Genomic DNA, 23963 nt, shown 5'->3' with positions numbered 1-23963 from the left:
AAACTACGGTTCGCCCGCGCTTCTAGCGGGCTTTTTTTCGCCTCGGCTTCTCCATATCTTGCCGCTCCCCACCATATGCGCGACTCTGCCTGCAGATCCCTCGCCAAGGAGCGCTCGATGCCGCTGTTATCCCTGCCCTGCCCGCGCCTGACGCTGGCGATCCTCTCCCCCGATCAAGCCGAGCTCGAAAGCGCGTTCTACCAGCGCAACCTCCGCCACCTGGCGCCGTGGTCGCCCATCCGCACCACCGACTACTTCTCCACCGCCAACATCCGTCGTCGCTTGGAGATCCAGGCCAGTGCTTTCGAAGCCGGGTTAGCCATGCATTTCGCGCTGCTGTCGGCGGACGGTCAGCAGATGATCGGGGCGTGCAATTTCAGCGGGATTATTCGGGGGGCGTTTCAGGCGTGTTATTTGGGTTATCACATTGATGAGGCGCATCAGGGGCAGGGTTTGATGCAGGAGGGGCTGGAGGCGGGGATTGGTTATATGTTCGATGTGCAGAATCTGCATCGGATCATGGCCAATTACATTCCCGGCAATGAGCGCAGTGCGCGGTTGCTTGAGCGCTTGGGTTTTGAGCGTGAGGGCTATGCGAAGGCGTATCTGAACATTGCCGGGCGTTGGCAGGATCATGTGCTGACGGCGCTGGTCAATCCGGGGTTCGAGGCGCCGGATCAGCGCTGGTCGCGGCGCCTGGGTTGAGTTGCGCGAAATCTGTAGGACAAAAATCCTTTCAGCTCTCGGGTTTGCGGCCGATACAGACCTGCTAACACCCCTGCTGGCTCAAAAGAACAACAATCTTCCAGCTTAACTGACGACCAAGAAACCCAACGTTTCTGGAGGATTTGCATGAATAGCTGGTTCGGTAACATCAGCGTGAACATGAAACTCGGCCTGGGCTTCGGCCTGGTGCTGGCCCTGACCTGCGTTCTGGCGCTGACCGGCTGGACCAGCCTCGGCGGCCTGATCGACCGCAGCAACTGGATGAGCGACATCACCCAGCTCAACGCCGGCCTGACCAAACTGCGCGTGGTGCGCCTGCAGTACATGCTGACCAACGGCGACGAAACCGCCGCGCAGAATGTGCAGACCACCCTGGAAAGCTTCGCCGCACAGCAACAGGCGTTGATCAGCAAATTCAAGAGTCCGGAGAACGTCAAACTGCTCAAGCAGCAGGCCGCGACCATCGCTGAATACCAGACCTCGCTGAACAAAATGCGCAACGCCTATCGCACCGGCAACAGTGCGCGCGACACCATGAGCGTCAACGCCCAGAACGCCTACAACCTGATCGAATCGATCAGCCAGCGCGTGCAGCAGTCGGAGATGAGCGATCAGCGTTTCGAGCAGTTCCAGGCTGTTACTGCGGCGAAGGAAGCGTTCATCCTCGCGCGCTATGAAGTGCGTGGCTACACCGCGACCAGCAATGCCGAGACCGAGCAGAAAGCCGTTGGCCAGATCGATGCGGCCATCGCCAGCCTCAAGCCGCTGAACGCGCAATTTGCCGCGACTCAGCAGGATGCCCTGCGCCAATTGGAAACCGCGCTGAGCAGCTATCGCAGCGCGTTGATGGCGTACAAGAACGCCAACACCGATGCCGTGCAGGCGCGGAAGGAAATGACCGATCAGGGCACCACCATCGTCGCCCTGAGCGAGCAGCTGTACCAGATCCAGCTTGATCGCCGTGACGCTGAAAGCGCCCAGGCGCGCACCTTCCAGTTGATCAGCACGTTGCTGGCGCTGCTGGTTGGCGTGATTGCAGCAGTGATCATCACCCGTCAGATCACCCGTCCGTTGCAGGAAACCCTGGCCGTAGTCGAGCGCATCGCCAGCGGCGACCTGACTCAGAACGTCAACGTCACTCGCCGCGACGAACTCGGCGTGTTGCAGCAAGGCATCGCGCGCATGGGCGTGACCCTGCGTGACTTGATCAGCGGCATCCGCGACGGCGTCACGCAGATTGCCAGCGCCGCCGAAGAGTTGTCGGCTGTAACCGAACAGACCAGCGCCGGTGTGAATAGCCAGAAAGTCGAGACCGATCAGGTCGCCACGGCCATGCACGAAATGACTGCCACCGTGCAGGAAGTTGCGCGCAATGCTGAGGAAGCGTCGCAAGCTGCCGCTGCTGCGGACGGCGAGGCCCGTGATGGCGACAAGGTGGTGAATGAGGCCATCGCACAGATCGAGCGTCTGGCCAGCGAAGTGGTGCGTTCGACCGAAGCGATGAGCGTGCTGCAACAGGAAAGCGACAAGATCGGCAGCGTCATGGACGTGATCAAGGCGGTCGCCGAACAGACCAACCTGCTCGCGCTCAACGCCGCGATCGAGGCAGCACGTGCCGGTGAAGCCGGGCGTGGTTTTGCCGTGGTGGCCGATGAGGTGCGCGGTTTGGCTCAACGCACGCAGAAATCCACCGAGGAAATCGAAGGTCTGGTCGCCGGTCTGCAGAACGGCACCCAGCAGGTTTCGGCAGTGATGAACAACAGCCGCGCGCTGACCGACAGCAGCGTCGCCCTGACGCGCAAGGCCGGCGCCTCGCTGGAAAACATCACCCGCACGGTGTCGAACATCCAGTCGATGAACCAGCAGATCGCTGCGGCGGCCGAACAGCAAAGCGCCGTGGCCGAAGAGATCAGCCGCAGCATCATCAACGTGCGCGACGTGTCCGAGCAGACCGCCGCAGCGAGTGATGAGACGGCAGCGTCGAGTGTTGAACTGGCGCGGTTGGGTGGTCAGTTGCAGCAGATGGTCAGCCACTTCCGCGTATGACGTTCGTTTTGCGCTGAGGCTGAAATCGAATCGCGGGCAAGCCCGCTCCCTCAGGTTTTCGTGGTCGAGCACTGTTGATGTGTTCATCTCGATAACTGTGGTAGCGGGCTTGCCCGCGATGGCGGTGGGTCAATCAAATCAACAGTGCCTGACGCTGCGCCTTCGCGAGCAGGCTCGCTCCCACATTTGGATTTGTGTGACTCACCGGATTTTGAGCAGACCACAGATTTCTTGTGGGAGCGAGCTTGCCCGCGATGGCGGTGGGTCAATCAAATCCATGTTGCCTGACACTCCGCATTCGCGAGCAGGCTCGCTCCCACATTGGATTTGTGTGCCACGCTGGATTTTGATCCCGTCGCATAATCCCTGTGGGAGCGAGCCTGCTCGCGAAGGCGGTTTAAATGACAGAGCAGATTTTCAGACCTGCCACGGATTGATCACTTCAATCCCGGAAAACTCGAAATCCCGGACATTGCGTGTAGCAATCGCGGCTCCACGACCTCGGCAGATCGCTGCGATTTGCGCATCGGCCATTGCAGTCCCCCGCCCCTTCGCCTCTGCATCGGCTACCAGCGTCGCGTACTCAACGGCTGCGTGGGCATCGAATGGCAAAATCCGCCCGGCAAAATCCTCTTCAAACATTGCCAAAGCGTGGGCCTGGAGTTTTTGTTTGCGCTTGCCGGAAGGTAATCGAGCGATGCCGTGCAGTATCTCCGCCACGGTGATTGCGCTGATGGCCAGGTCCATGGCTGGTTGCGCATCCACCCAAGCCAACACTTGAGCCTCGGGTTCGATACGCATGAATTCGGATAGAACGTTGGTATCGAGCACTATCATTCAGAAAAGTCCACCCCGAGCGGTTTTTCTGCACGCGCAGGCAGATCGAGCTCGGCTCCGCCCTCGGCGCTGAAACGCTGGTGGATCCGACTGCCCAGCCCTCCGGCACGATCAACCGTGGTGAGCGCTCGGCCCAGAATCAGCCGAGCCTCTTCTTCCATGGAATGTCCGTTGTGTGCAGCGGTAATGCGCAACTGCTCCTTGAGCTTCTCGTCAAGGTTTCGAATGGTGATGCTGGCCATGTCGCCCTCCTGCAATCAATGAACTCATTGATTGCAGGCTAGCATATTCAGGTTTGATTGGAGTCCGGCCCGCCGAGCGGCATCGTCGGCACTGGCACACCGCAATACCCCTGTGGGAGCGAGCCTGCTCGCGAAAGCGGTGGGTCAATCAAATCAACAGTGCCTGACACTCCGCCTTCGCGAGCAGGCTCGCTCCCACAGGGGTGTATGGTGTCAGGACTATTCGGGATACCCGGTGATTTTGCGGATGCTTTGGTACAGCGGTTTGAGCTGCCGGTACATGCGCAAATACACCTCTCTGTACAACTGCTCATAAACCTTCTGCGCCTCAGGCTGCGGTGTGAAAACCGCTCCAACCCGTGTCATCGCCGCAATGGCCGCTGGAAAATCCCTGTGCAACCCCAACCCCACCGCACAGCAAATCGCCGCCCCTAACCCGGACGCTTCATACACATGCGGGCGTTCTGCCGGCAGGCCGAAGATGTTGGCGGTCAGTTGCATGGCGGCGTCGCTTTGTGAGCCGCCGCCGGCTACGCGCAGGCGTTTGATCGAGACTTTTGAGCGTCGCTCGATGTTCTCCATGCCCTGGCGCAACGCGTAGGCCAGGCCTTCGAGAATCGCCCGGTAGATGTGCGCGCGGGTGTGTACGTCGCCGAAGCCGATCATCGCGCCTTTGGCTTCCACGCCCGGTTCGCGGATGCCCGGTGACCAGTACGGTTGCAGCATCAAACCCATCGAGCCCGGCGGCACCGCGTCGACCAGTGCGTCGAACAGTTGCTCCGGCTCGATGCCCTGTTCTTTTGCCTGTTGCATCTCGCGCAGGCCGAATTCGTTCTTGAACCAGCTGACCATCCAGTAGCCGCGATAGATCATCACTTCGCAGTTGTACTGATCGGGCACGGCCGAGGGGTACGGTGGGATCAGCGGTACGATTTCCAAATAGCGCGAGCGGGTGCTGGTGATGGTCGCGGTGGTGCCGTAGGACAGGCACACCGTGCGCGCATCGACCACGCCGGAGCCGATCACTTCGCAGGCCTTGTCTGCGCCCGCCGCGATCAGCGGCAGGCCTTCGGGAATGCCGGTGTGGCGGGCAGCTTCGGCGCTGATGTAGCCGAGGGTTTCGCCGGGTTTGTGCAGGCTCGGCAACTGCTCCGGGCGCACTGCCAGTGCCTGCCATTTCCAGTCGCGCGGCGCCGCCCATTTAAGCCGTTTGAAGTCGAAGGGCAGATAACCGACGCAGCAGCCGACCGAATCGACGAAGCGTCCGCACAGGCGATGAGTAAGAAAACCCGAGAGCAGCAGAAACTTGTCGGTCGCCGCCCACACCTCGGGCTGATGCCGGGCGATCCAGTTGGCCTCGGCCTGGGCGCGAAAATAATCCACCGTTGCTTGGGCGCCGACCAGTTTGAACAGCCAGCCCCACGGCCCTTTGATGCCGCCCTTGACCTCGGCCTGACGTTGATCGAGCCAGACAATCGCCGGGCGCAGCGGTTTGCCCTCGGCGTCGACATTGATCACTGTGCCGCGCTGGGTGGTCAGGGACACGCCGGCAATCTGCGCACGGTCGATGCCGGTCTGCTGCCAGAGTTGCTGGCAGGCCTCGCCGAGTTTCGCCCAGTAATATTCCGGATCCTGCTCGGCCCAACCGGGTTGCGTCGAGTAGTACGCCTGCAGATCGACTTTGCCTTTGCCGAGCAGATTGCCCTGCAGATCGAAGAGCAACGCGCGCACGCTCTGGGTGCCGTTGTCGATCGCCAACAGGTATTTTTTCTGCGTCATGGCGTGATCTCCGGCAAGCCGTGATCGCGCAGCCACAACAATCGATAACGCTGAATTTCCGACTGCCAGCGCTCATCGTCCCAGGCCAATCGTGGCTGGCAGAGCGTGCGAATCGCAGGCAGATAGTCCTCGCCACCGCGCGGCAGCAACAGGCCCAAACGGGTGCGGCGCAGCAGCAAATCATCCAGGTGCAGAATCATTTCCGCCTCGCAGGCGAACGCCAGCTCTGCCCACAACGTATCGGTGGCGCCAACCGTTTCCAGACCGAGTTCGCCGAGCAATTGCGCCAGCCTCGGCAGGTCTCGACCGTGACGTCCGGCCAGGCGTCGCCATTGATTGCCGCTCAGTCCCGAGATTGTCAGCGGCGGCACAGCGGCGAACACCGGCGCGCCGTCATCGACAAAAGAGCGCCCGAGCATCGCCGCACACGCCTTGAGCACTTCGATCGCTTGCGGCCGAAATGTGGTCAGTTTGCCGCCGGCCAACGTCACACAACCGGGCTCCTGCCACAGCACATGTTCGCGGGTCTCGTTGGATGGTTTGCCCTGCTGCGCACCCGTCGCGCTGCCGACCACCGGACGCACGCCTGACCAGGTCGACAGCACGTCGTCGACGCCCACTTCGGCGCCGGGAAATTGCTGCTGGCACGCGGCGAGCAGATAGTCGAGTTCGTCGCTGGAAATGCGCGCGCTGTGGTCGAGGTCCTCGCGGTGATCGAGGTCCGTGGTGCCGACCACCGTCGCGCCTTCCCACGGAAACACGAACACCGGGCGCCGGTCGCGCTGATGCAGAAAAGTGAACGCCTGCGCCACTGGCAGACGCCAGCCCGGCAGCAACAGATGACTGCCGCGCAACGGTCGCAATTGCTTCGCTGACTCAACGGGACGCAAGCGCTCAGCCCAAGCGCCCGTAGCCACGGTCAGCACGCCAGAGCGCAATTGCAGCGTCGCCCCGCCCTCGCCATCTTCGATCTGAACCCCGCACACCCGCCCGCCTTCACGCAGCAGTTGCGTGACCCGCACACCGCTGACAATCACCGCGCCGTCAGCCCGAGCCTCGCGCAGTACGCGCATCACCAGCCGCGCATCATCCGTCAGTGCATCGACAAAACAGCTGCCGCCGAGCAGGCCGTTTTCCTTCACCCCCGGGGCGAGAAAACGCAGTTGCTCGGCGTCATGAAAAGCATGGTTGCGCCGCCCCGCCAGCGCGTCGTACACCGAGAGCAGGCCGCCCATGACGCGCGGCCCGGGAAAGCCGCCGCGATAGTGCGGCATCATGAAACTCATCGGCTCGACCAGCCCCGGCGCTTCGTCGAGCAGGCGCTGACGCTCGCGCACCGAATCGCGGGTCAGGCGCCACTGGCCCTTGGCGATGTACCGCAAACCGCCGTGGACCATTTTCGATGATCGGCTGGACGTACCCCAGGCAAAATCACGCTGTTCCAGCAGCAGACAGCGCCAGCCCCGGCGCGCGGCTTCGCGGACGATTCCGGCGCCGCTGATGCCGCCACCGATGACGATCAGGTCCCAGGTTTCATCCGCCAGCGTCGGCAGAATCTGCTCGCGCCACTGCGCGTTCCAGTTCGCCGTCATGGCCGCGACTCTGGCAACAGCGTGCCCGGGTTGAGGCGCCCCTCCGGGTCGAAGTGTTCGCTCAGCGCCTGCAACGTCTGCATCGCCAGCGGGCCTTTTTCGCGCAGCAGATAGGGCGCGTGATCCTTGCCGACGCCATGCTGATGGCTGATGGTGCCGTGGTTGTCGACGATGGTCTGGCTGGCCGCGTGCTTGAGCATCCGCCAGCGCGCCAGCGTCGCGGCATAGTCCGCTGCCGGGCGAAATACGTAGGTGGTGTAAATGCTCGAGCCTTCGCCGTAAACGTGCGAGAGATGAGTGAACACATGCACCCGTTCGCCTTCGGCGGCCAGGGCATCGCGCAGGCTGTTTTCGATCAGGCTGAGCAAGTGGTCGACGTTGCTCCAGTCGGTGGCGGTTTCAAGGGTGTCGACCACGTAGCCGGCGTTCCACAGGTTCTCGCGCAGGTAGGGAAAGCGGAAGCGGTTCTGCGCCCACTTCTTGCCCAGCAGGGTGCCGGTGAACACGCCGCCGAAGGCTTTCAGATGCTGGCGCGCGTGTTTCAGCGACAGTGCGTTTTGCTGGCGATTGCCGGTGACGCCGAAGGTCAGCAGGCATTTGCCGGCGCCGGCGCCGCGCAGCTTGAGGTACTTTTCCAGCCAGGCGATCTGCTGCGGATGGCCGGCCAGCGCCAGTTGTGTTTCGGTTTCCACCGCGTTCGACAGACGCAGCATCGACAGCGGTACGCGCGCCTGCGCCAGTTGCCGGATTGCTTGCAGCGCGTGCGGCCAGTCGGGCAGAAACACGCCGTAGAAACGCTCGTCCGCCGGCAACGCGCTGACTCGCACTTTGACCTCGGAAATGATCCCGAAACGGCCCTCGCAACCGAGCACCATTTCACGCAGATCGGGACCTGCCGCCGACGCGGGAAAGGTTGCGATCTGCAGAGGCCCGGCAAATGTTTCCAGGGTGCCGCCAGCGAACAATTGCTCAATCCGCCCGTAGCGCAACGACTGCTGGCCACTGGAACGACTGGCCACCCAACCGCCCAGCGTCGACAGCTCCCATGACTGCGGGAAATGTCCCAGCGTGTAGCCGCGCGCGCGCAATTGGCTTTCGACTTGCGGCCCGCTGGCGCCGGGGCCGAACGTCGCCAGCAGGCTCTGTTCGTCGAGGTCGGTCAGACGATTCATCCGCGCCAGCGACACCGTCAGCACCGGCCGCGTGGAGTTCGGCGGATTGATGTGCCCGGCCACCGATGTGCCGCCGCCATAGGGAATCAGACAGAGGTCCTGATCATGGGCGAGGGCCAGCAATTGGCGGATTTGCTCAGCGGTTTCGGGAAACGCCACGGCATCGGGATACGTGCCCAGTGCGCCTTCGCGCAACGCCAGCCAGTCCGGCAGGCTCTGGCCGCGCGCGTGCAGCAGGCGATCGTGAGTATCGATGCTGTACAAGCGATGACGCACCAGACGCGAGGTCGGCACTTGCGCCAACGCCGCTGCCAGGGTCGCATCGGGCAATGCCCGGCCAGCGCCCAAGCGTTCGTGGAGAAATGTCGCACCCTGGGCCGGCAGTTCGACCACCGTGCCTGCCTCTCCCCAGCCGTTCCAGCGTCGCATGCGTGTGTCCTTTTTCTGCCGTTGGATCAAGCTTGCATACTAGTCAGCGCTGGAGATCTGTCACGGTCGCATCCGGCCAGAACCTGTAGCGAATGGCGCCAAACGTCCGGGCATTTACTTTCGCCGGGCAATCCACTTACCTTGCGGCATTCATTCGCTCACGCGCCGTCGATCAAAGGACCGCGACCATGCCATCGCTCGGCTTCACTTCCGTTCCGCCGCTGCTCAAATACCTGCGTCATGCCGAACAGTTGGGCATGGCCATCGAGCCTGCGTTGGCGGCGGCCGGGTTGCAGGCGCAGCAGTTGAGCGACAACACCTTGCGCCTGCCGGGTGAGGTTCACGAGCGCTTGCTGGATTATTTCTGCGAGCACTCCGGCGATGGGTTGTTCGGCCTGCATGCGGCGAATTTCGTCCTGCCCAATTCGTGGAGCGTGCTTGGTTACATCACCATGAATTGCGCGACGTTGGGCGATGCCATGAGCCGGATCATGCCGTTCGAAAAACTCGTCGGCGACATGGGCGTCAGCCGCGCCGAGGTGCAGGGCGAGCACGTGCATCTGATCTGGACCTGCCGTTACCAGCGGCCACGGATTCGTCGGCATCTGGTGGAAAACGTGCTCGGTTCCTGGCTGCACTACGCGCGCTGGATCGCCGACACGCAGCTGTCGCCGGCCTGCGTATGGCTGGAGCATGCGCGGCCGGATGCAGTAACGCAGGCCGAGTACGAGGCGTTTTTTGGTTGCCCGGTGCTATTCGATCAGGCGTATTCGGCGCTGGTGGTGCCGCTGGCTTATTTGCAGTTGCCGCTGCGCCAGGCCGATGCGCAATTGCTGCGAACCCTGGAAGAACACGCGATGGGTTTGCTGGCGACGCTGGAAGATGCGTCGCTGGCGCAGCAGGTGAAAAACATCCTGCGCGGTTTGCTCAAGGAGGGCCTGCCGCGCAAGGAGCAAGTGGCGGAGCAGCTCAGCGTCTCGGTGCGCACGTTGCAGCGGCAGTTGCAGCAGGCGGGGACGTCGTATCAGCAGATTCTTGATGAGCTGCGTAAGGAACTGGCCGAGCATTATTTGCTCAACAGTACGTTGCCGATTCAGGACATTGCGCAGTATCTGGGCTTCACCGAACCGCGCTCGTTTCATCGCACCTTCAAGAGCTGGCGCGGGATGCCGCCGGGGGAGTTTCGGCTGCGGAATCGGCGGTGATGCTGATGGCCCTATCGCTGGCAAGCCAGCTCCCACAGGTTCGGTGCAAGCCACAGATATAGTGATCAACTCGGACACTGTGGGAGCTGGCTTGCCAGCGATGGCGTCATCGGCAGCGCCGTAAATTTCCGCCATATAAATCGCGCAATAAACACGATTCCCCTCAACTGTTTAAAACCGCCAGACATTCAGCGAAACCACCCACAATTCCTTGCGCCGCTGCCTACGCCTGCGCCAGAATCCGCCGGCTTGTGCGCCCCAGACCTCATCGCTACTGTGATTGCGTCACTGCCTATCAGTGATCGGGTTTAGTAGCCCGGAGTATTTGGGGTGCATCGTTCATCAGACAGTCAGGTCTCGCCTGAGCTTTATGGTGGCTGTGCGCAGGGCGCTCTCGGGCGCGCCGGTTTCCCAGATCCCCGGTCTACTAACCTGCACACAGCTGCCTCCACTTTCTTTAGTAGGAAAGCGGTGGCCAGCCAAATGAGGATCTGGATATGTTCAAAGTAACCCCAAACCCGCCCCCCACCGACTCGGCATCCCCCTACGAATCCGCCGACTCGAAGAAATTCCACGAAGCCGCCGACCGCGCCCTCGACCATTACCTCGGCCCGTCCAGCGCCGAATTCATGGCCCCGCCCTACAAGTCCAACACGCTGTATATGGCCAATCCCGAGGCTGACAACGAATCGCTATTGGCCGACGCCTGCGAAACACTAGGGTCGGCGACGGTGATGCTCAACGATCAGGCGGGGCTGGTGAACGGTTCGCAACGCAAGACCCTGCAGGGCATCGCGCAGATTGTGATGGTCGCGGAGATGGCGGTGAATCGGGTGCTGGATCGGTTGGTGCCGACGGAATGAGGTGAGCGCCCGCAAGTATTACTGATGCCTGCGGGCAATCCCAAGAGGTCAGGTCGCGCTAGGCGTTCAAGTCAAAGACTGATCGCATTGGTAAACACCAACCGATTACCAAACGGATCAGCAATGGTCATGTCCTGACTGCCCCACGGCATCGCCTGAATCTGCGGATGGGAAAACTTATAGTCCTTGGCCATCAACTGCTGCTGAAACGCCTCCAGCTCATCGGTCTCGATACGCAGCGCCGAACCCGGGCAGGCATCGCCGTGATGCTCGGACAGATGCAGCACACACTCGCCCCGCGATACCTGCAGATACAGCGGAAAATTCGCTTCGAAGCGATGCTGCCAGTCGATCTTGAAACCGAGAAAATCGACGTAAAACTCGACAGCCTTGGCCTCATCGAAGATCCGCAGGATCGGGGTGGTTTTGCCGAAGCTCATGGGGTGCTCCCTGACTGATTGGCCCCACAGTGCAGACGGGGAGGATGTCAGCACATCGGCTTGTGGATGGCTTTCTTTAATCGCAATGTGCCATCACTGTGACGCACACCACGAATCCTTAACGAAAGTGGTCGCGCAGGTCACCCTGTCGCGCAAGAAACCGCCCTGCCCTCGCCCCATTCGCCTGCCCGTCGCGATAGCTCAACACGCCGTTGATCCAAACCCCGTCGATCCCCTGCGCCGCCCGTTGCGGATCGTTGAAATCGGCCACGTCACGCACGGTCGCCGGATCAAACAACACCAGATCCGCCCAATGTCCTTCTCGAATCTGGCCCCTTTCCTGCAAGCCAAAACGCGCCGCCGACAGGCCGGTCATCTTGTGCACGGCGGTGTGCAGCGGAAACAACCCGACGTCGCGACTGAAATGGCCCAGCACCCGTGGGAAAGCGCCCCACAGGCGCGGATGCGGGAACGGGTCTTCGGGCAGTCCGTCAGAGCCGACCATCGAAAGTGGATGGGCAAGGATTCTTCTGACGTCGGCCTCGTCCATGCCGTAGTACACCGCGCCCGCCGGTTGCAGACGTTTCGCGGTTTCTTCCAGCGACAGTTTCCATTCGCCAGCAATGTCGATCAGGTCGCGCCCGCTGACTTCCGGGTGCGGTGTCGACCAGGTGATCGTGATGCGGTGGGCGTCGGTGACTTGCTTCAAATCCAGAGTCGAGGAACTCGCCGCATAGGGATAGCAATCGCAGCCGACCGGATGGGTTTTCGCTGCCTCTTCCAGCGCTGCGAGCAAGTTCGGACTGCGTCCCCAGTTACCGACGCCGGCGCATTTGAGGTGAGAAATGATCACCGGCGATTGCGCGTGTCGGCCGATCTGAAATGCTTCGTCCATCGCCTCCAGCACCGGGGCGAATTCGCTGCGCAGATGGGTGGTGTACACCGCGCCGAACGCCGTCAGTTCTTCGGTCAGTTGCATGACTTCATCGGTCGAGGCGTTGAAGGCGCTGGCGTAGGCCAGGCCTGTGGATAAACCCAACGCGCCAGCCTCGAGACTGTCGCGCAACTGCTCGCGCATGCCGGTGATTTCGTCGGGGGTCGCGGTGCGGAACAGGTCGTCGAGGTGATTGCTGCGCAGCGCCGTGTGGCCAACCAGCGCGGCGACATTCAGCGCGGTATTGGCCGCTTCGACGGCGGCGCGGTAGTCGCTGAAACGCGGATAGACGAACGCCGCTGCGCTGCCGAGCAGGTTCATCGGGTCCGGCGGATTGCCCTTCAAAGTGACCGGCGAAGCGCTGATGCCGCAGTTGCCGACAATCACCGTGGTCACGCCCTGGCTGAGCTTGGGCAGCATCTCGGGTTGGCGGATGACCACGGTGTCGTCGTGGGTGTGCACGTCGATGAAACCCGGCGCCAGCACCCGGCCGGCGGCGTCGATTTCTTCGCTGGCGCGGGCGTCAGGCAGATCGCCGATGCGCTCGATGCGGCCATTGAGAATTGCCACGTCGGCCTTATAGCCGGGCGTGTTGCTGCCGTCGATGACCAGCGCGTTGCGGATCAGGGTGTCGTACTGCATGTCAGTCTCCCAGCGGCAGGTGATCGTCGCCGCCACGGTATTCGTCGAGGGCGAGTTTGATTCGCCGCAGACGTTCTTGATTGTCTTCAGGGCTGGCCAGCGCCAGCTCGGTGGCGAGCACGTCGATGGCCAGCAGCATGCCGTAGCGCGCCGCCGTCGGTTTGTAGATGAACGAGGTTTCCGCGCCTTGCAGCGGCAGGACGACGTCGGCCAGTTCGGCCAGCGGTGAATCGCCGCGAGTGATGGCGAGGATGCGCGCGCCGTAGTTGCGCGCCAGCTCCACGGTTTCCAAAAGCTCCGGGGTGATGCCGGTCAGCGAGCAGGCGATCAGCACTTGCTCGGCGTTCAGACTGGCGGCGGTCACGCGCATCATCACCGCGTCATGACACACCGCAATCGGGTAACCGAGGCGCACCAGGCGCACCTGCAATTCATCGCTGCACAGGGTCGAGCAACCGCCCATGCCGAACGCGTGAATCATCCGCGCCTGACTGAGCAATTTCACTGCGTCGGCGAAGCGCGATTCATCGAAACCGGCCAGATGCTGGCGCAGCGTGGTTTCGATGTCGCCAACGATCTGCCCGTAGAACGCCGACTGCTCGGGTGTGCCCGCCGGGTCAAGAAACCGGCTGCCAACGCCGCTGGCCTGGGCCAGTTGCAGGCGCAGATCACGCAGGTCACGGCAGCCGACCGTGCGGGCAAAGCGCGACAGCGTGGCGGTGCTGACCTCGGCGCGTTGTGCGAGGTCTTCGAGGCTGGCGCTGGCGGCAAACCCGACATCGTCGAGCATCAACCGCGCAATGCGCCCCTCGCCGGCGCTGAAGGAATCCTGGCGGGCGCGGATCTGGTAGAGGATGTCCATGGGCGGCGGGCTCCGGTTACAGCAGGTAGGAAAGGCCGACGGTCAGCGCGAAAGCGACCAGCGAAATCAGCGTCTCGAGCACGGTCCAGGTCTTGAACGTCTGCGCGACCGTCATGTTGAAGTATTCCTTGATCAACCAGAAGCCGCCGTCGTTGACGTGGGAAAAGATAACCGAGCCGGCGCCGGTCGCCAGCACTAAAAGCTCAGGATGTGGATAACCCAGACCGATAGCCACCGGTGCGACAACGCCTGATGCGGTGGTCATCGCCACGGTGGCCGAGCCAGTGGCAACGCGCATCAGCGCAGCGAACAACCAGCCCATGATCAGCGGCGACAGGTGAAATTCGTGAGCGAGGCCGACGATCTGATCGGTTACGCCGGCATCCACCAGTATCCGGTTCAAGCCGCCACCAGCGCCGACCAGCAAGGTGATGCTGGCGGTGGGCGCGAGGCATTCGTTGGTGAATTTGAGGATCGATTCGCGGTTGAAACCTTGGGCAACCCCTAGCGTCCAGAAGCTCAGCAAAGTCGCCAGCAACAGAGCGATCACCGAGTTGCCGATGAACAGCAGAAACTGGTTGAAGGCGCTGCCGGGGGTGGAAATCAGGTTAGCCCAGCCGCCGATCAGCATCAGCACCACCGGCAGCAGAATGGTCGCCATGGTGATGCCGAAACCCGGCAATCTGTCGCGCGGCTCGCGCTCGAGAAATTGCTTTTCCAGCGGATTGTCCGCCGGCAATTGAATGCGCGGCACGATGAATTTCGCGTACAGCGGGCCGGCAATGATTGCGGTCGGAATGCCGATCGCGATCGCGTACAACAAGGTCTGCCCGACCGAGGCCTGATAGGCCTGCACCGCGAGCATCGCCGCCGGGTGCGGCGGCACCAGCGCATGCACCACCGAGAGGCCGGCCACCATCGGCAGCCCGACCATCAGAATCGACACGCCAACCCGGCGCGCCACGGTGAAAGCGATCGGCACCAGCAAGACGAAACCGACTTCAAAGAACAGCGGCAAGCCGACCAGAAATGCGATGCAGACCATCGCCCAGTGCGCGTTCTTTTCGCCGAATCGCTCGATCAGCGTGCGCGCCATCTGCTCGGCGCCGCCGGACTCGGCCATCATCTTGCCGAGCATCGTCCCCAACGCCACCACCAGCGCAATATGCCCCAATGTCTTGCCGACGCCGGCCTCATACGCACCGACCACCGCCGACGGCGGCATCCCGGCCACCAGCGCCAGGCCCAGGGAGATCAGGGTGATGACAATGAACGGATTGAGCCGGTAACGGGCGATCAACACGATCAGCGCAATGATGGCCACGGCGGCGTAGACCAGCAGCCAATAGCCGAAGGAAGGCGTCATGCGGTACTCCTCGAAAGGGTCACGTTCGAATGGGTTGTGAAACTCATAAATCATTTCGAGATAGAGATTTCAAACCGCATGAAAGTAATTTTCGTGGAGAGACAAGAGGTGTCGCTGGTGGGTATGGGGTGTCGTGATTAATGAAAATTGCGGGTCTATATTTTCATGGCTTCCTGGCACCACAAAGTCCCTGTGGGAGCTGGCTTGCCAGCGATGACGGCGCCACGTTCACCATGGGTGGCGACTGATCCACCGCTATCGCTGGCAAGCCAGCTCCCACAGGAATTACATTTCTCCAGTCAGAACGCAGTCAATCTGTAGGACTGAGCCTGGTCGCGATTGCGGTGGGTCTAAACAGGTTTTTTTGACTGACACGACGCTATCGCGAGCAGGCTCGCTCCCACAGTTTTTCATCGCATTCCTCCAGTCAGAACGCGGTCAAGTTGTAGGAGTGAGCCTGCTCGCGATTGCGGTGGGTCAAAACATGATTCTCTGACTGACCCAACGCTATCGCGAGCAGGCTCACTCCTAAAGTTTTTGATCACATTCCTTCAGGCAGAACGCGGCCACCTGTGGGAGCGAGCCTGCTCGCGATTGCGGTGGGTCAAAACAAGATCATTTGACTGACTCGACGCTATCGCGAGCAGGCTCACTCCTACAGTTTTTGATCACATTCCTTCAGGCAGAACGCGGTCACCTGTGGGAGCGAGCCTGCTCGCGAATGGCTTCACCCGGTGCGCGCTGGACTCACACCATTTCGTTACGAATCCATTCCACCACCGACGTGCGCTTCGGCGTCCAGCCCAGCAGTTCGCGGGCGTGTTTGCCGCGTACGCGGCTGTTGGAACCGAGGCCGTAGTTGGCCATTTCGTAGCCCCATTCGGCTTCGGCGTCTTGCAATGGCCAGTCTTGCGGTTCGCCCAGATTGAGGGCTTCGGCCATGGCGGTGGTCATGTCGATGAACGAGGCTTCACCGCTCTCGACGAAGTAGAAAGTGCCGGGCACGTTTTGGGTCAGCGCCAGCCGATACAGGGCGACGACGTCTTCGATGTGCACGTTGGACCAGATGTTCCGCCCTGTTCCGACGTGGCGAACGACGCCGCTTTTGCGCGCCTGTTTCAGCAGTCGCGGCAGTTGCACGCTGTCGCGGTTGACGCCCAGGCTGTGGCCGTAGATCAGGGTGTTGCAGATCACCGCCGAGTTCACGCCATCCTTCGCCGCCGCGAGCACGAGGTTGTCGATGGCTACGCGATCGGCCTTGTCGACAGTCGGCTCCGGCAGGTTGTCCTCGTAGTAAATGTCATCGCTGGATTTGCCGCCGGAAGCGTCGCCGACAATGCTCGAACCGCTGGTGTGCAGAAAGACTTTGTTCGAGCCACGCAAAGCGTCGAGTAACGCTTCCACCGCACCGCGATGGTCGCTGCTGGCAGCGTTGATGACGGCATCGGCAGCACGGGCCTGTTGCGCCAGCAATTGGCTGTCATCGAGGGTGCCGATTACCGCGTTCATGCCCAATGCTTTCAGCTCGTCAGCCTGCTCGGCGCTGCGCACCAGGCCGGTGACGTTGTGCCCGGCCTGCACCAGACCGGTTGCGATGGAACCGCCGATAAAACCAGCCGCGCCGGTAACGAATACGTTCATGGAGTAACTCCCTGCGTGAATAACTGATGCAGCGAGTATCAGCCGATGAAACCAGGCGAAAAACCCGCCCTCGGCCAATTCACTCTTGCGCAGGGATCACGAATCAGCCTTTGAATTCGGCGCTGGCGTAGGCGGCGAGTTTGCTCTGGATAAAGTCGAGGAAGCACTGGATGCGCAACGCCAGTTGCGAGTTGCGGTAGTACACGGCGTTGATCGGCTGGCGGTAGCCGCTGTTGAATTCGCCGAGCAGGACTTTCAGGCGCCCGGCACGGATGTCGTCGATGGTCATGAAGTGCGACAGGCAGGCGATGCCCTGCCCTTCCAGCGCGAGATGGCGCACGGTCTCGCCGCTGGAAGCGCTGATCGCCGGGTTGATCGGCCAGCGGTCGCCGTGCACATAGCGCAGCGGCCATTGGTTGAGGCCTTCGTTCTGGGTGAAGCCGAGCAGCGTGTGTTCGCTGAGGTCTGCGACCTGCCGGGGCGCGCCGTGTTTTTTCAGGTAAGCAGGGCTGGCAACGATCATCAACGGACTGCAACCGAGCGAACGCGCATGCAGCGTCGAATCGGCGAGGGTGCCGATGCGGATGGCGACGTCGGTGCTTTGTTCCAGCAGGTCAATGATCAGGTCATTGCTGTTGAGTTCGAGCAGGATGTCCGGGTACAGCTGCCGGAATTCGTCGATGTAGGGAACGATGGCGTGGAGCATGAACGGCGAGGCGGCGTTGATGCGCAGGCGCCCGGAGGGAGTTTGCTGGCGCGAAGACAGGCGTTCTTCGAGTTGATCCATCTGGTCGAGAATCAGCTTGGCCTGTTCGAAGAAATACTTGCCCTCCTCGGTCAGGTCCATGCGTCGCGTGGTGCGGTTGATCAGCGTGGTGTCGAGCTTGGCTTCGAGCTTCGACAGCGTGCGACTGACGGCCGACGGCGTCTGGCCGACCTGCTCGGCGGCGGCAGAAATCGAACCGCACTCGATCACGCAGACGAAAATCTGCAACTCATCGGATCTGGCTTTCACGGGTGTCCTCGCTGGAATCGCCAAGATCGCAGCCAATCGCCATGCCCCCCTGCAGGAGCTGCCGAAGGCCGCGATCTTTTGCTGTACCCGGATAGTAGCCCGAAACCCATCAAACCTTGAGGCCAAACACCTCAGTCAGATGCTGCTCATAACGCGCCACATCATTCTCGATATTCGGACGCTTCATCACGTCGACGCAGAGGAAGGTCGGCAGCGCGGTCATGCCCAGAAACTCGTTGGCCTTGTGGAACGGGAAGTACACGGCGTCCACGCCTTTGGCTTCGAAGAAATCAGTCGGGTCATCGAAGGCTTGCTGCGGCGCGTTCCAGGTCAGCGACAGCATGTATTGCTTGCCCTGAATCAGACCGCCACTGCCGTACTTCTGCGAAGCATCGGAACGGGTGCGACCGTCGCTGGCGTAGAGGCTGCCGTGGCCTTCGGTGAAGACTTCGTCGAGGTACTTTTTCACCGTCCACGGCGCGCCCATCCACCAGCCCGGCATCTGATAAATGATCACGTCGGCCCAGAGGAATTTCGCCACTTCTTCGGCAACGTCGTAGCCTTCATCAATGAAGGTGGTCTTGACGTCGACACCGCCGCGATCGAGCACGCTCAGCGCGGTTTCGTGCAGGGTGGTGTTATAGCGGCCATCGGAGTGGGCGAATTTTTTACCGCCATTGAGCAACAGCACTTTCTTCATCGGAAAACCTCGGCGCAGCCTTCAAGGCTGGATTGAAACAGGAACTGGAATGGCGGCAGATTAACCATCGATCTCGCGCGGAAACAGCCACATCGACGCAAAATACATTTGATCAAAACGCACGAATCGGTCGGCAATTGTTGCCGTAGCATCGCCGCTTTCTGCTTTTGAGGAAGTTGTGATGAGTGAACGCCAGGGTTTCATCCTGCACGCCAAGACCCACCCGGAAAAAGCCGCCGAATTCGAAGCGCTGTTCCGCGCTTACGTCGAACCAAGCCGCGCCGAACCGGGCTGCATCGAGTACCACATGCTGCGCGACAAGGAAGATCCGACGCTGTTTATCTTCTACGAGATCTGGGCCAGCCAGGCGCACTTGGATGTGCACTCGGCTTTGCCGCACATGAAAGCGTTTTTCGCCAGGCGCATGGACTATCTGGAGCGCGATTTCGATATCCGCCCGATCGACATGCTCAGCGAATCGTCGGCTAGCCGCTGATCAGCAAATGGGCGCCGAGCGCGCCCAGTCCGATAAAGAACACCCGCTTGAACAGCACCGCACTGATGCGCTGACGCAACCACTGACCGAGCCACATGCCAAGCATGGCCGGGATCAGCGCCAGCAGCGAGGCGCTCAATTCGCCACCGCCGAGTGCGCCGTGCCAGAGCAGCCCAGCGGCCAGCGCCAGGGTCGAGACGGTGAAGGACAGGCCGAGCGCCTGCACCAGCTCATCGCGGCTCAGCCCCAGCGCTTGCAGGTACGGCACCGCCGGAATCACGAAGACGCCGGTGGCGGAGGTGATGACGCCGGTGATCAGGCCACACAGCGGGCCGAGCCACGATTCATGCCCGGATTTGACGTGTAGCGTAGGCAAGAGCAATCCGCTCAATGCATACAGCAGCAGCGCCGCGCCAAGTCCGCGCACCACCCAATGGCCGCCGGCCATCCCGATCCACAGGGTGCCGATGCCGGTGCCGAGGAAGATCATCAGCAGCATCGGCCAGAGGCGTTTGATCAAGCTTTTCAGATGGCCACCGAAGGCCAGTTGCCAAAGGTTGGTCAAAGTCGCGGGGATTATCAACAAAGCAGCTGCCTGCGCCGGCGCCATAGCCAGACCGAGCAGACCCATCGCAACGGTGGGCAGGCCGAGGCCGATCACGCCTTTGACCGTGCCGGCGAGGAGGAAGGTGGCGATGACCAGTAGGGACAGGGTCAGGCCGAGGGCTTGGTAGAAGTCGGTGAGTGTGTGCATTGGGGTAATGTGCACTGATCCGGGCTGGGGGAAAATCTGCCATATACTGAGTCAGCCTCTTCCTTTGCAAGAGGCTGATCTTTGTAGTGAGGCATCTGGCCTCATCGCTGGCAAGCCAGCTCCCACAGAATCTCGGTTGTTCATCCATTTAGAGATCAACAAGAAACCTGTGGGAGCTGGCTTGCCAGCGAAAGGGCCAGCCCACACACCATAAAAATCAGAGGCAAACCCCATGCACTTCGACCTCACCGACCTGCGCCTCTACCTGCACATTCTCGACACCGGCAACATCACTGCCGGTGCCGCCCGCAGCCACTTATCCCTCGCCGCCGCCAGCGCTCGAGTCCGCGCGATGGAAGCCTCGCTGGGCGCCGAATTCCTCGAACGTGGTCGGCGTGGCGTCACCCCGACGCCCGCCGGCAAAGCCCTCGCCCGCCATGCGCGTATCCTTTTGCAACAGGCCGAACGCATGCAGCAGGACCTTGCCGATTATGCGCAAGGCGTCAAAGGCGAGGTGCGGCTGTTGTGCAACACCACGGCGATCACCGAGTACCTGCCGGAAGTGCTCGCGGATTTCCTGCGCAGCCATCCCAATCTCGACATCGATCTACAGGAACTGCCCAGTGCGCGAATTACCCATGCCTTGCGTGAAGGCGCAGCGGATCTGGGCATCGTGTCCGACGCGGTCGACACCAACGGCCTGCAGACCCAGGCGTTTCGTGATGATCCGCTGGTGCTGATTCTGCCGCTCGATCACCCGTTGTCTGACGTCGCCGAGGTCAGTTTCAGCGACGCGTTGCAGCACGACTTTGTCGGACTCAGCGCCGACAGCGCATTGGCGATCTATCTGGAAGAACAGGCGCTGCACAGCGGCGCGCGGATGCAGGTGCGCATTCGCGCCGATGGCTTTGATGGCGCGATGCGTATGGTCGCCCGAGGGGCGGGACTGGCCATCGTGCCGTTGGCCGCTGTCGAACGTACGGCGCTCAAACGGTTTCAGTGCGTGACCCTGAATGAGCCGTGGGCGCGCCGCAGGTTATTGCTCTGCGCGAGAGACTTCGCCGCGCTGCCGGGTTATGCCAAAGCGTTGTTACAAGCGCTCAGCGCTGCGCGCGTTTCTGAGCACTCCGATGTCGACCCCAGACAACTGAGCGACAACCGGGCGCTATAGGGTGCGACTTCAATTCTCAAGTCCACCTGCCCGGAGTCCCTCATGACCGCGACCGCCCCTATCACCGTTCTGCGCGACACCCACCCGCTGCCGGTACTCGACGCATGCAAGTGGGAAAAACTCGAAGGCGACCCGCACACCGTCAACCTCAACGCCTACACCAGCGAAGACGGCAGCAAGATCATGGGCACCTGGATCTGCACGCCGGGCAAGTGGCGCGTCGATTATGTGAAGTGGGAGTACTGCCATTTCCAGGAAGGCTACTGCGTGATCACCCCGGACGGCATGGCGCCGATCCACCTGCGCGCCGGCGATATCTTCGTGGTTGAGCCGGGCATGAAGGGCACGTGGGAAGTGGTCGAGACCGTGCGCAAATATTTCGTCTTCGCCTGATGCAAAAAAGCCGGGAAATCACCCGACGTGATTTCCCGGCAAATGTCCCGGCGTTGCTAAAACCTGTGGCGAGGGGATTCATCCCCGCTCGACTGCGCAGCAGTCGCAAAACCTGAGCACCCGGTTTACTTGACACGATCCAGGGGGCTGCTGCGCGACCCAACGGGGATGAATCCCCTCGCCACAAAGGGCTGATCGCGATTATTGCGGCTTGCGATAGCTGTTGATGATCGCCGAGAAGTCTTTCCCACCGTCACCGCGCTGGCTCATCGCCTGATACAACTGCTGCGCCACCGCGCCGAGCACCACCGGTTGATGCGCCTGCCGCGCCGCTTCCGTCGCCAGCCCAAGATCCTTGAGCATCAGCTCCGCGCCGAAACCACCGGTATAACCGCGCGAGGCCGGCGCCGTTTCGACGATGCCCGGCCACGGGTTGTACATCTCCGAACTCCAGCAACGGCCGGTCGAGCTGTTGATGATCCCGGCCAAAACGCCGGTGTCGATCCCCAGCGCATCGCCCAACGCCATCGCCTCACTGACGCCAACCATCGAGATCGCCAGCAGCAGGTTGTTGCAGATCTTGGCGATCTGGCCGGTGCCGACTTCACCGCAATGCACGATGTTGCGGCCCATCTGCGCCAGCACCGGTTGCAGGGTCGCGAACAGTTCCGGCGTTGCGCCGACCATGAAGGTCAGCGTGCCGGCGGTCGCGCCGCCAGTGCCGCCGGAGACTGGCGCATCGGCCATGGCCACGCCGTGTTTGGCGGCGGCCGCTGCGACGTCGCGGGCGGTCTGCGGATCGATGGTGCTGCAATCCACCGCCGGCACGCCTTGGCGAATGCCGGCGAGCACGCCCTCTTCACCCAGCCAGACACTGCGCACATGCACCGCGGCCGGGAGCATCGTGATCACCAGTTCGGCATCTTCCGCCGCCTCGCGGGCCGAAGCGCGGATGGTGCCGCCCAGTTGCTCGAGTTCCGCCAGCACGGTTTTGTTCAGGTCGACCAGATTCAGCGAGTGGCCGGCCTTGATCAGGTTGCGCGCCATCGGCGCGCCCATGTTGCCCAGCCCGATAAATGCGATTTTCATGATCGAATCCTCAGCGCAGGTTGATGGTGGTGTTCACGCCGTCGTTGACGCTGTCGTCGTCGAACCAGCGCGCCGTGACCGTTTTGGTCTGCGTGTAGAACTGCACCACTTGCTTGCCGTACGGGCCGAGGTCGCCGAGTTTCGAACCGCGCGAGCCGGTGAAGCTGAAGAACGGCACCGGCACTGGAATCGGGATGTTGATGCCGACCTGACCGACATCGATTTCAGTCTGAAATTTACGCGCCGCCGCACCGCTCTGGGTGAACAGGCCAGTGCCGTTGCCGAAAGGATTGGCGTTGACCAGCGCAATCGCCTGGTCGAGGGTGTCGACTTCCAGCACCACCAGCACCGGGCCGAAGATTTCCTGGGTGTAGATCTGCATGTCGGTGGTCACACCGGAGAACAGGGTCGGGCCGACAAAGTTGCCTTGCTCGTAGCCCGGCACGCTGATGTCGCGACCGTCCAGTTCAAGCTTGGCACCTTCCTTGATGCCGCTTTCGATCAGTTCGAGAATCCGCGCCTTGGCCTTTTTCGAAATCACCGGACCGACATCGGTGCCCGGCTCGCTGCCGGCGTTGACCTTGAGCTTCTGCGCCAGCGCTTTCAGATCCGGCAGCCATTGTTTCGCCGCGCCCACAAGCACTACCACCGAGGTGGCCATGCAGCGTTGCCCGGCGGCACCGAAACCAGCACCGACCAAGGCATTCAGCGCTTGCTCGCGATTGGCATCCGGCAGCACCACAGCGTGGTTTTTTGCGCCCATCATCGACTGCACGCGTTTGCCGTGTTTGCCGGCCAGGTCATAAACGTGGGTGCCGACAGCGGTCGAACCGACGAACGACACGGCTTTGATGTCCTTGTGCGTGCACAGGCCATCGACCACATCCTTGCCGCCGTGAACGACGTTGAGCACGCCAGCAGGGACGCCCGCTTCGATCGCCAGCTCCACCAGCAACATGGTCGACAGCGGATCCTGTTCCGACGGCTTGAGCACGAAGGTGTTGCCGCAGGCGATCGCCATCGGGAACATCCACAGCGGAATCATCGCCGGGAAGTTGAACGGCGTGATGCCGGCGCACACGCCTATTGGCTGGCGCAGGGTGTAAGTGTCGACGCCGCCAGCGACGTTCTCGGCGAACTCGCCCATTTGCAGGGTGCCGATCGAGCACGCGTGCTCGACCACTTCCAGGCCACGGAAAATATCGCCTTCGGCATCAGCAATGGTCTTGCCCTGCTCGGCGCTGAGGACCACGGCGATGCGTTTGGAATGCTCACGGATCAGCGCTTGCAGCTTGAGCATGATGCGCATCCGCGCGCCGATCGGGGTCAGTTTCCAGGTCTGGAAGGCACGCTGCGCGGCGCTGACAGCGGCATCGACCTCTGCCGCGGTGGCGAACGGAACCTTGGCCAGCACTTGCTGGGTGGCCGGGTTGACGATGTCGTGCCACTCGGTGGTCTGCGACTCGACCCATTCGCCGTCTATCAGCAGTTTGACCTTTTGCAGCGTGGTGTCGTTGGGCGTAAGCGATGCGTTCATGCTGGTCTCCAGAACTTGTTTTTATCGTAGGA

22 protein-coding genes and 1 pseudogene are annotated in these 23963 nt (G+C 61.7%); 8 read left to right on the top strand and 15 right to left on the bottom strand.

What is annotated here, in order from left to right; translation table 11 throughout:
- Positions 1-117: 117 nt before the first annotated feature.
- The 3 genes and pseudogenes from BXA01_RS19665 (at position 118) to BXA01_RS27755 (ending at position 2772) form a co-directional block, all read left to right on the top strand.
- Entirely contained in the window at positions 118-705 is a 588-nt protein-coding gene (locus tag BXA01_RS19665) for a GNAT family N-acetyltransferase (RefSeq protein WP_076565657.1), read from the top strand.
- A 147-nt stretch (positions 706-852) separates the two neighbouring features.
- Positions 853-1866 (top strand): annotated as a pseudogene (locus BXA01_RS27760) (methyl-accepting chemotaxis protein); the annotation flags it as partial.
- Positions 1867-1908: 42 nt separating this feature from the next.
- A complete protein-coding gene (locus BXA01_RS27755; protein ID WP_442961920.1) occupies positions 1909-2772 on the top strand; it encodes a methyl-accepting chemotaxis protein in 864 nt (287 codons plus the stop codon).
- A gap of 417 nt (positions 2773-3189) precedes the next feature.
- On the opposite strand, the gene BXA01_RS19655 is transcribed toward BXA01_RS27755, so the two are convergent.
- The 5 genes from BXA01_RS19655 to BXA01_RS19635 form a co-directional block, all read right to left on the bottom strand.
- Positions 3190-3609, bottom strand: a complete 420-nt coding sequence (locus BXA01_RS19655; protein WP_076565653.1) for a type II toxin-antitoxin system VapC family toxin — start codon at positions 3607-3609, stop codon at positions 3190-3192.
- The gene (locus tag BXA01_RS19650; RefSeq protein ID WP_076565651.1) at positions 3606-3851 is read right to left on the bottom strand and encodes a FitA-like ribbon-helix-helix domain-containing protein; all 246 of its coding nucleotides are present in this window, start codon (positions 3849-3851) and stop codon (positions 3606-3608) included. The genes BXA01_RS19655 and BXA01_RS19650 overlap by 4 nt, the downstream gene beginning before the upstream one ends.
- Before the next feature lie 219 nt (positions 3852-4070).
- Positions 4071-5630 carry an FGGY-family carbohydrate kinase gene (locus BXA01_RS19645; protein ID WP_076565649.1) on the bottom strand — a complete coding sequence of 520 codons (1560 nt, stop codon included), beginning with the start codon at positions 5628-5630 and terminating at the stop codon, positions 4071-4073.
- A complete protein-coding gene (locus BXA01_RS19640; RefSeq protein ID WP_076565647.1) occupies positions 5627-7222 on the bottom strand; it encodes a glycerol-3-phosphate dehydrogenase/oxidase in 1596 nt (531 codons plus the stop codon). Before BXA01_RS19640 ends, BXA01_RS19645 begins: the two co-directional genes overlap by 4 nt.
- The gene (locus BXA01_RS19635; RefSeq protein WP_076565645.1) at positions 7219-8823 is read right to left on the bottom strand and encodes an FAD-binding oxidoreductase; all 1605 of its coding nucleotides are present in this window, start codon (positions 8821-8823) and stop codon (positions 7219-7221) included. The genes BXA01_RS19640 and BXA01_RS19635 overlap by 4 nt, the downstream gene beginning before the upstream one ends.
- A gap of 188 nt (positions 8824-9011) precedes the next feature.
- Here BXA01_RS19635 and gliR point away from each other — a divergent pair, with 188 nt between their 5' ends.
- Together gliR and BXA01_RS19625 are read left to right on the top strand one after the other, a co-directional pair.
- Positions 9012-10028, top strand: a complete 1017-nt coding sequence (gliR, locus tag BXA01_RS19630) for an AraC family transcriptional regulator GliR (RefSeq protein ID WP_076565643.1) — start codon at positions 9012-9014, stop codon at positions 10026-10028.
- Between the two features lie 497 nt (positions 10029-10525).
- On the top strand, positions 10526-10891 hold the full coding sequence (locus BXA01_RS19625) for a DUF6124 family protein (RefSeq protein ID WP_039759636.1): 366 nt from the start codon (positions 10526-10528) through the stop codon (positions 10889-10891).
- A 71-nt stretch (positions 10892-10962) separates the two neighbouring features.
- Here BXA01_RS19625 and BXA01_RS19620 read toward each other — a convergent pair whose 3' ends face one another.
- The 7 genes from BXA01_RS19620 to BXA01_RS19590 form a co-directional block, all read right to left on the bottom strand.
- Positions 10963-11331, bottom strand: a complete 369-nt coding sequence (locus BXA01_RS19620) for a glyoxalase superfamily protein (RefSeq protein WP_016771789.1) — start codon at positions 11329-11331, stop codon at positions 10963-10965.
- Positions 11332-11449: 118 nt separating this feature from the next.
- Positions 11450-12907: an N-acyl-D-amino-acid deacylase family protein gene (locus BXA01_RS19615; protein ID WP_076565641.1), complete on the bottom strand. Its 1458-nt coding sequence runs from the start codon at positions 12905-12907 to the stop codon at positions 11450-11452.
- 1 nt (position 12908) lies between these two features.
- On the bottom strand, positions 12909-13769 hold the full coding sequence (locus BXA01_RS19610) for a MurR/RpiR family transcriptional regulator (RefSeq protein WP_024011492.1): 861 nt from the start codon (positions 13767-13769) through the stop codon (positions 12909-12911).
- 16 nt (positions 13770-13785) lie between these two features.
- Positions 13786-15135, bottom strand: coding sequence for a GntP family permease (locus BXA01_RS19605; RefSeq protein ID WP_076565639.1), 1350 nt, complete (start codon positions 15133-15135; stop codon positions 13786-13788).
- 747 nt (positions 15136-15882) lie between these two features.
- Positions 15883-16776, bottom strand: a complete 894-nt coding sequence (locus BXA01_RS19600; RefSeq protein ID WP_076565637.1) for an NAD-dependent epimerase/dehydratase family protein — start codon at positions 16774-16776, stop codon at positions 15883-15885.
- Between the two features lie 103 nt (positions 16777-16879).
- A complete protein-coding gene (locus tag BXA01_RS19595; RefSeq protein ID WP_076565635.1) occupies positions 16880-17791 on the bottom strand; it encodes a LysR family transcriptional regulator in 912 nt (303 codons plus the stop codon).
- 109 nt (positions 17792-17900) lie between these two features.
- The gene (locus tag BXA01_RS19590) at positions 17901-18491 is read right to left on the bottom strand and encodes an NAD(P)H-dependent oxidoreductase (RefSeq protein WP_076565633.1); all 591 of its coding nucleotides are present in this window, start codon (positions 18489-18491) and stop codon (positions 17901-17903) included.
- Between the two features lie 181 nt (positions 18492-18672).
- Here BXA01_RS19590 and BXA01_RS19585 point away from each other — a divergent pair, with 181 nt between their 5' ends.
- A complete protein-coding gene (locus BXA01_RS19585) occupies positions 18673-18987 on the top strand; it encodes a putative quinol monooxygenase (RefSeq protein ID WP_076565630.1) in 315 nt (104 codons plus the stop codon).
- Here the strand turns inward: BXA01_RS19585 and BXA01_RS19580 are convergent.
- Positions 18977-19741, bottom strand: coding sequence for a sulfite exporter TauE/SafE family protein (locus tag BXA01_RS19580; protein ID WP_076565628.1), 765 nt, complete (start codon positions 19739-19741; stop codon positions 18977-18979). The two genes, BXA01_RS19585 and BXA01_RS19580, sit on opposite strands and share 11 nt — an antisense overlap.
- A 232-nt stretch (positions 19742-19973) precedes the next feature.
- On the opposite strand from BXA01_RS19580, the gene BXA01_RS19575 reads away from it, so the two are divergent.
- Positions 19974-20912 (top strand): LysR substrate-binding domain-containing protein, encoded by a 939-nt coding sequence (locus tag BXA01_RS19575; protein WP_076565626.1) that lies wholly within the window; start codon positions 19974-19976, stop codon positions 20910-20912.
- 42 nt (positions 20913-20954) lie between these two features.
- Complete coding sequence (locus tag BXA01_RS19570) at positions 20955-21305, top strand: cupin domain-containing protein (RefSeq protein WP_016770579.1); 351 nt, start codon at positions 20955-20957, stop codon at positions 21303-21305.
- 201 nt (positions 21306-21506) lie between these two features.
- Here the strand turns inward: BXA01_RS19570 and mmsB are convergent, their stop codons facing one another.
- Both mmsB and BXA01_RS19560 read right to left on the bottom strand, forming a co-directional pair.
- Positions 21507-22394, bottom strand: coding sequence for a 3-hydroxyisobutyrate dehydrogenase (gene mmsB / locus BXA01_RS19565; RefSeq protein ID WP_016770578.1), 888 nt, complete (start codon positions 22392-22394; stop codon positions 21507-21509).
- 10 nt (positions 22395-22404) lie between these two features.
- Positions 22405-23931, bottom strand: a complete 1527-nt coding sequence (locus tag BXA01_RS19560) for a CoA-acylating methylmalonate-semialdehyde dehydrogenase (RefSeq protein WP_024011486.1) — start codon at positions 23929-23931, stop codon at positions 22405-22407.
- Between the last annotated feature and the right edge of the window lie 32 nt (positions 23932-23963).

The sequence above is a fragment of the Pseudomonas sp. B10 genome (genome assembly GCF_900156235.1).
Lineage (GTDB): Bacteria > Pseudomonadota > Gammaproteobacteria > Pseudomonadales > Pseudomonadaceae > Aquipseudomonas > Aquipseudomonas siliginis.
The sequence above is the reverse complement of the archived record's forward strand: the minus strand, read 5'-3'. Positions and strand labels throughout refer to the sequence as shown.

Bases quoted from the DNA above. Each gene is read 5' to 3' on its own strand.
- BXA01_RS19665 (WP_076565657.1), top strand. From the start codon at position 118: ATGCCGCTGTTATCCCTGCCCTGCCCGCGCCTGACGCTGGCGATCCTC.
- BXA01_RS27755 (WP_442961920.1), top strand. From the start codon at position 1,909: ATGGGCGTGACCCTGCGTGACTTGATCAGCGGCATCCGCGACGGCGTC.
- BXA01_RS19655 (WP_076565653.1), bottom strand. From the start codon at position 3,609: ATGATAGTGCTCGATACCAACGTTCTATCCGAATTCATGCGTATCGAA.
- BXA01_RS19650 (WP_076565651.1), bottom strand. From the start codon at position 3,851: ATGGCCAGCATCACCATTCGAAACCTTGACGAGAAGCTCAAGGAGCAG.
- BXA01_RS19645 (WP_076565649.1), bottom strand. From the start codon at position 5,630: ATGACGCAGAAAAAATACCTGTTGGCGATCGACAACGGCACCCAGAGC.
- BXA01_RS19640 (WP_076565647.1), bottom strand. From the start codon at position 7,222: ATGACGGCGAACTGGAACGCGCAGTGGCGCGAGCAGATTCTGCCGACG.
- BXA01_RS19635 (WP_076565645.1), bottom strand. From the start codon at position 8,823: ATGCGACGCTGGAACGGCTGGGGAGAGGCAGGCACGGTGGTCGAACTG.
- gliR (WP_076565643.1), top strand. From the start codon at position 9,012: ATGCCATCGCTCGGCTTCACTTCCGTTCCGCCGCTGCTCAAATACCTG.
- BXA01_RS19625 (WP_039759636.1), top strand. From the start codon at position 10,526: ATGTTCAAAGTAACCCCAAACCCGCCCCCCACCGACTCGGCATCCCCC.
- BXA01_RS19620 (WP_016771789.1), bottom strand. From the start codon at position 11,331: ATGAGCTTCGGCAAAACCACCCCGATCCTGCGGATCTTCGATGAGGCC.
- BXA01_RS19615 (WP_076565641.1), bottom strand. From the start codon at position 12,907: ATGCAGTACGACACCCTGATCCGCAACGCGCTGGTCATCGACGGCAGC.
- BXA01_RS19610 (WP_024011492.1), bottom strand. From the start codon at position 13,769: ATGGACATCCTCTACCAGATCCGCGCCCGCCAGGATTCCTTCAGCGCC.
- BXA01_RS19605 (WP_076565639.1), bottom strand. From the start codon at position 15,135: ATGACGCCTTCCTTCGGCTATTGGCTGCTGGTCTACGCCGCCGTGGCC.
- BXA01_RS19600 (WP_076565637.1), bottom strand. From the start codon at position 16,776: ATGAACGTATTCGTTACCGGCGCGGCTGGTTTTATCGGCGGTTCCATC.
- BXA01_RS19590 (WP_076565633.1), bottom strand. From the start codon at position 18,491: ATGAAGAAAGTGCTGTTGCTCAATGGCGGTAAAAAATTCGCCCACTCC.
- BXA01_RS19585 (WP_076565630.1), top strand. From the start codon at position 18,673: ATGAGTGAACGCCAGGGTTTCATCCTGCACGCCAAGACCCACCCGGAA.
- BXA01_RS19580 (WP_076565628.1), bottom strand. From the start codon at position 19,741: ATGCACACACTCACCGACTTCTACCAAGCCCTCGGCCTGACCCTGTCC.
- BXA01_RS19575 (WP_076565626.1), top strand. From the start codon at position 19,974: ATGCACTTCGACCTCACCGACCTGCGCCTCTACCTGCACATTCTCGAC.
- BXA01_RS19570 (WP_016770579.1), top strand. From the start codon at position 20,955: ATGACCGCGACCGCCCCTATCACCGTTCTGCGCGACACCCACCCGCTG.
- mmsB (WP_016770578.1), bottom strand. From the start codon at position 22,394: ATGAAAATCGCATTTATCGGGCTGGGCAACATGGGCGCGCCGATGGCG.
- BXA01_RS19560 (WP_024011486.1), bottom strand. From the start codon at position 23,931: ATGAACGCATCGCTTACGCCCAACGACACCACGCTGCAAAAGGTCAAA.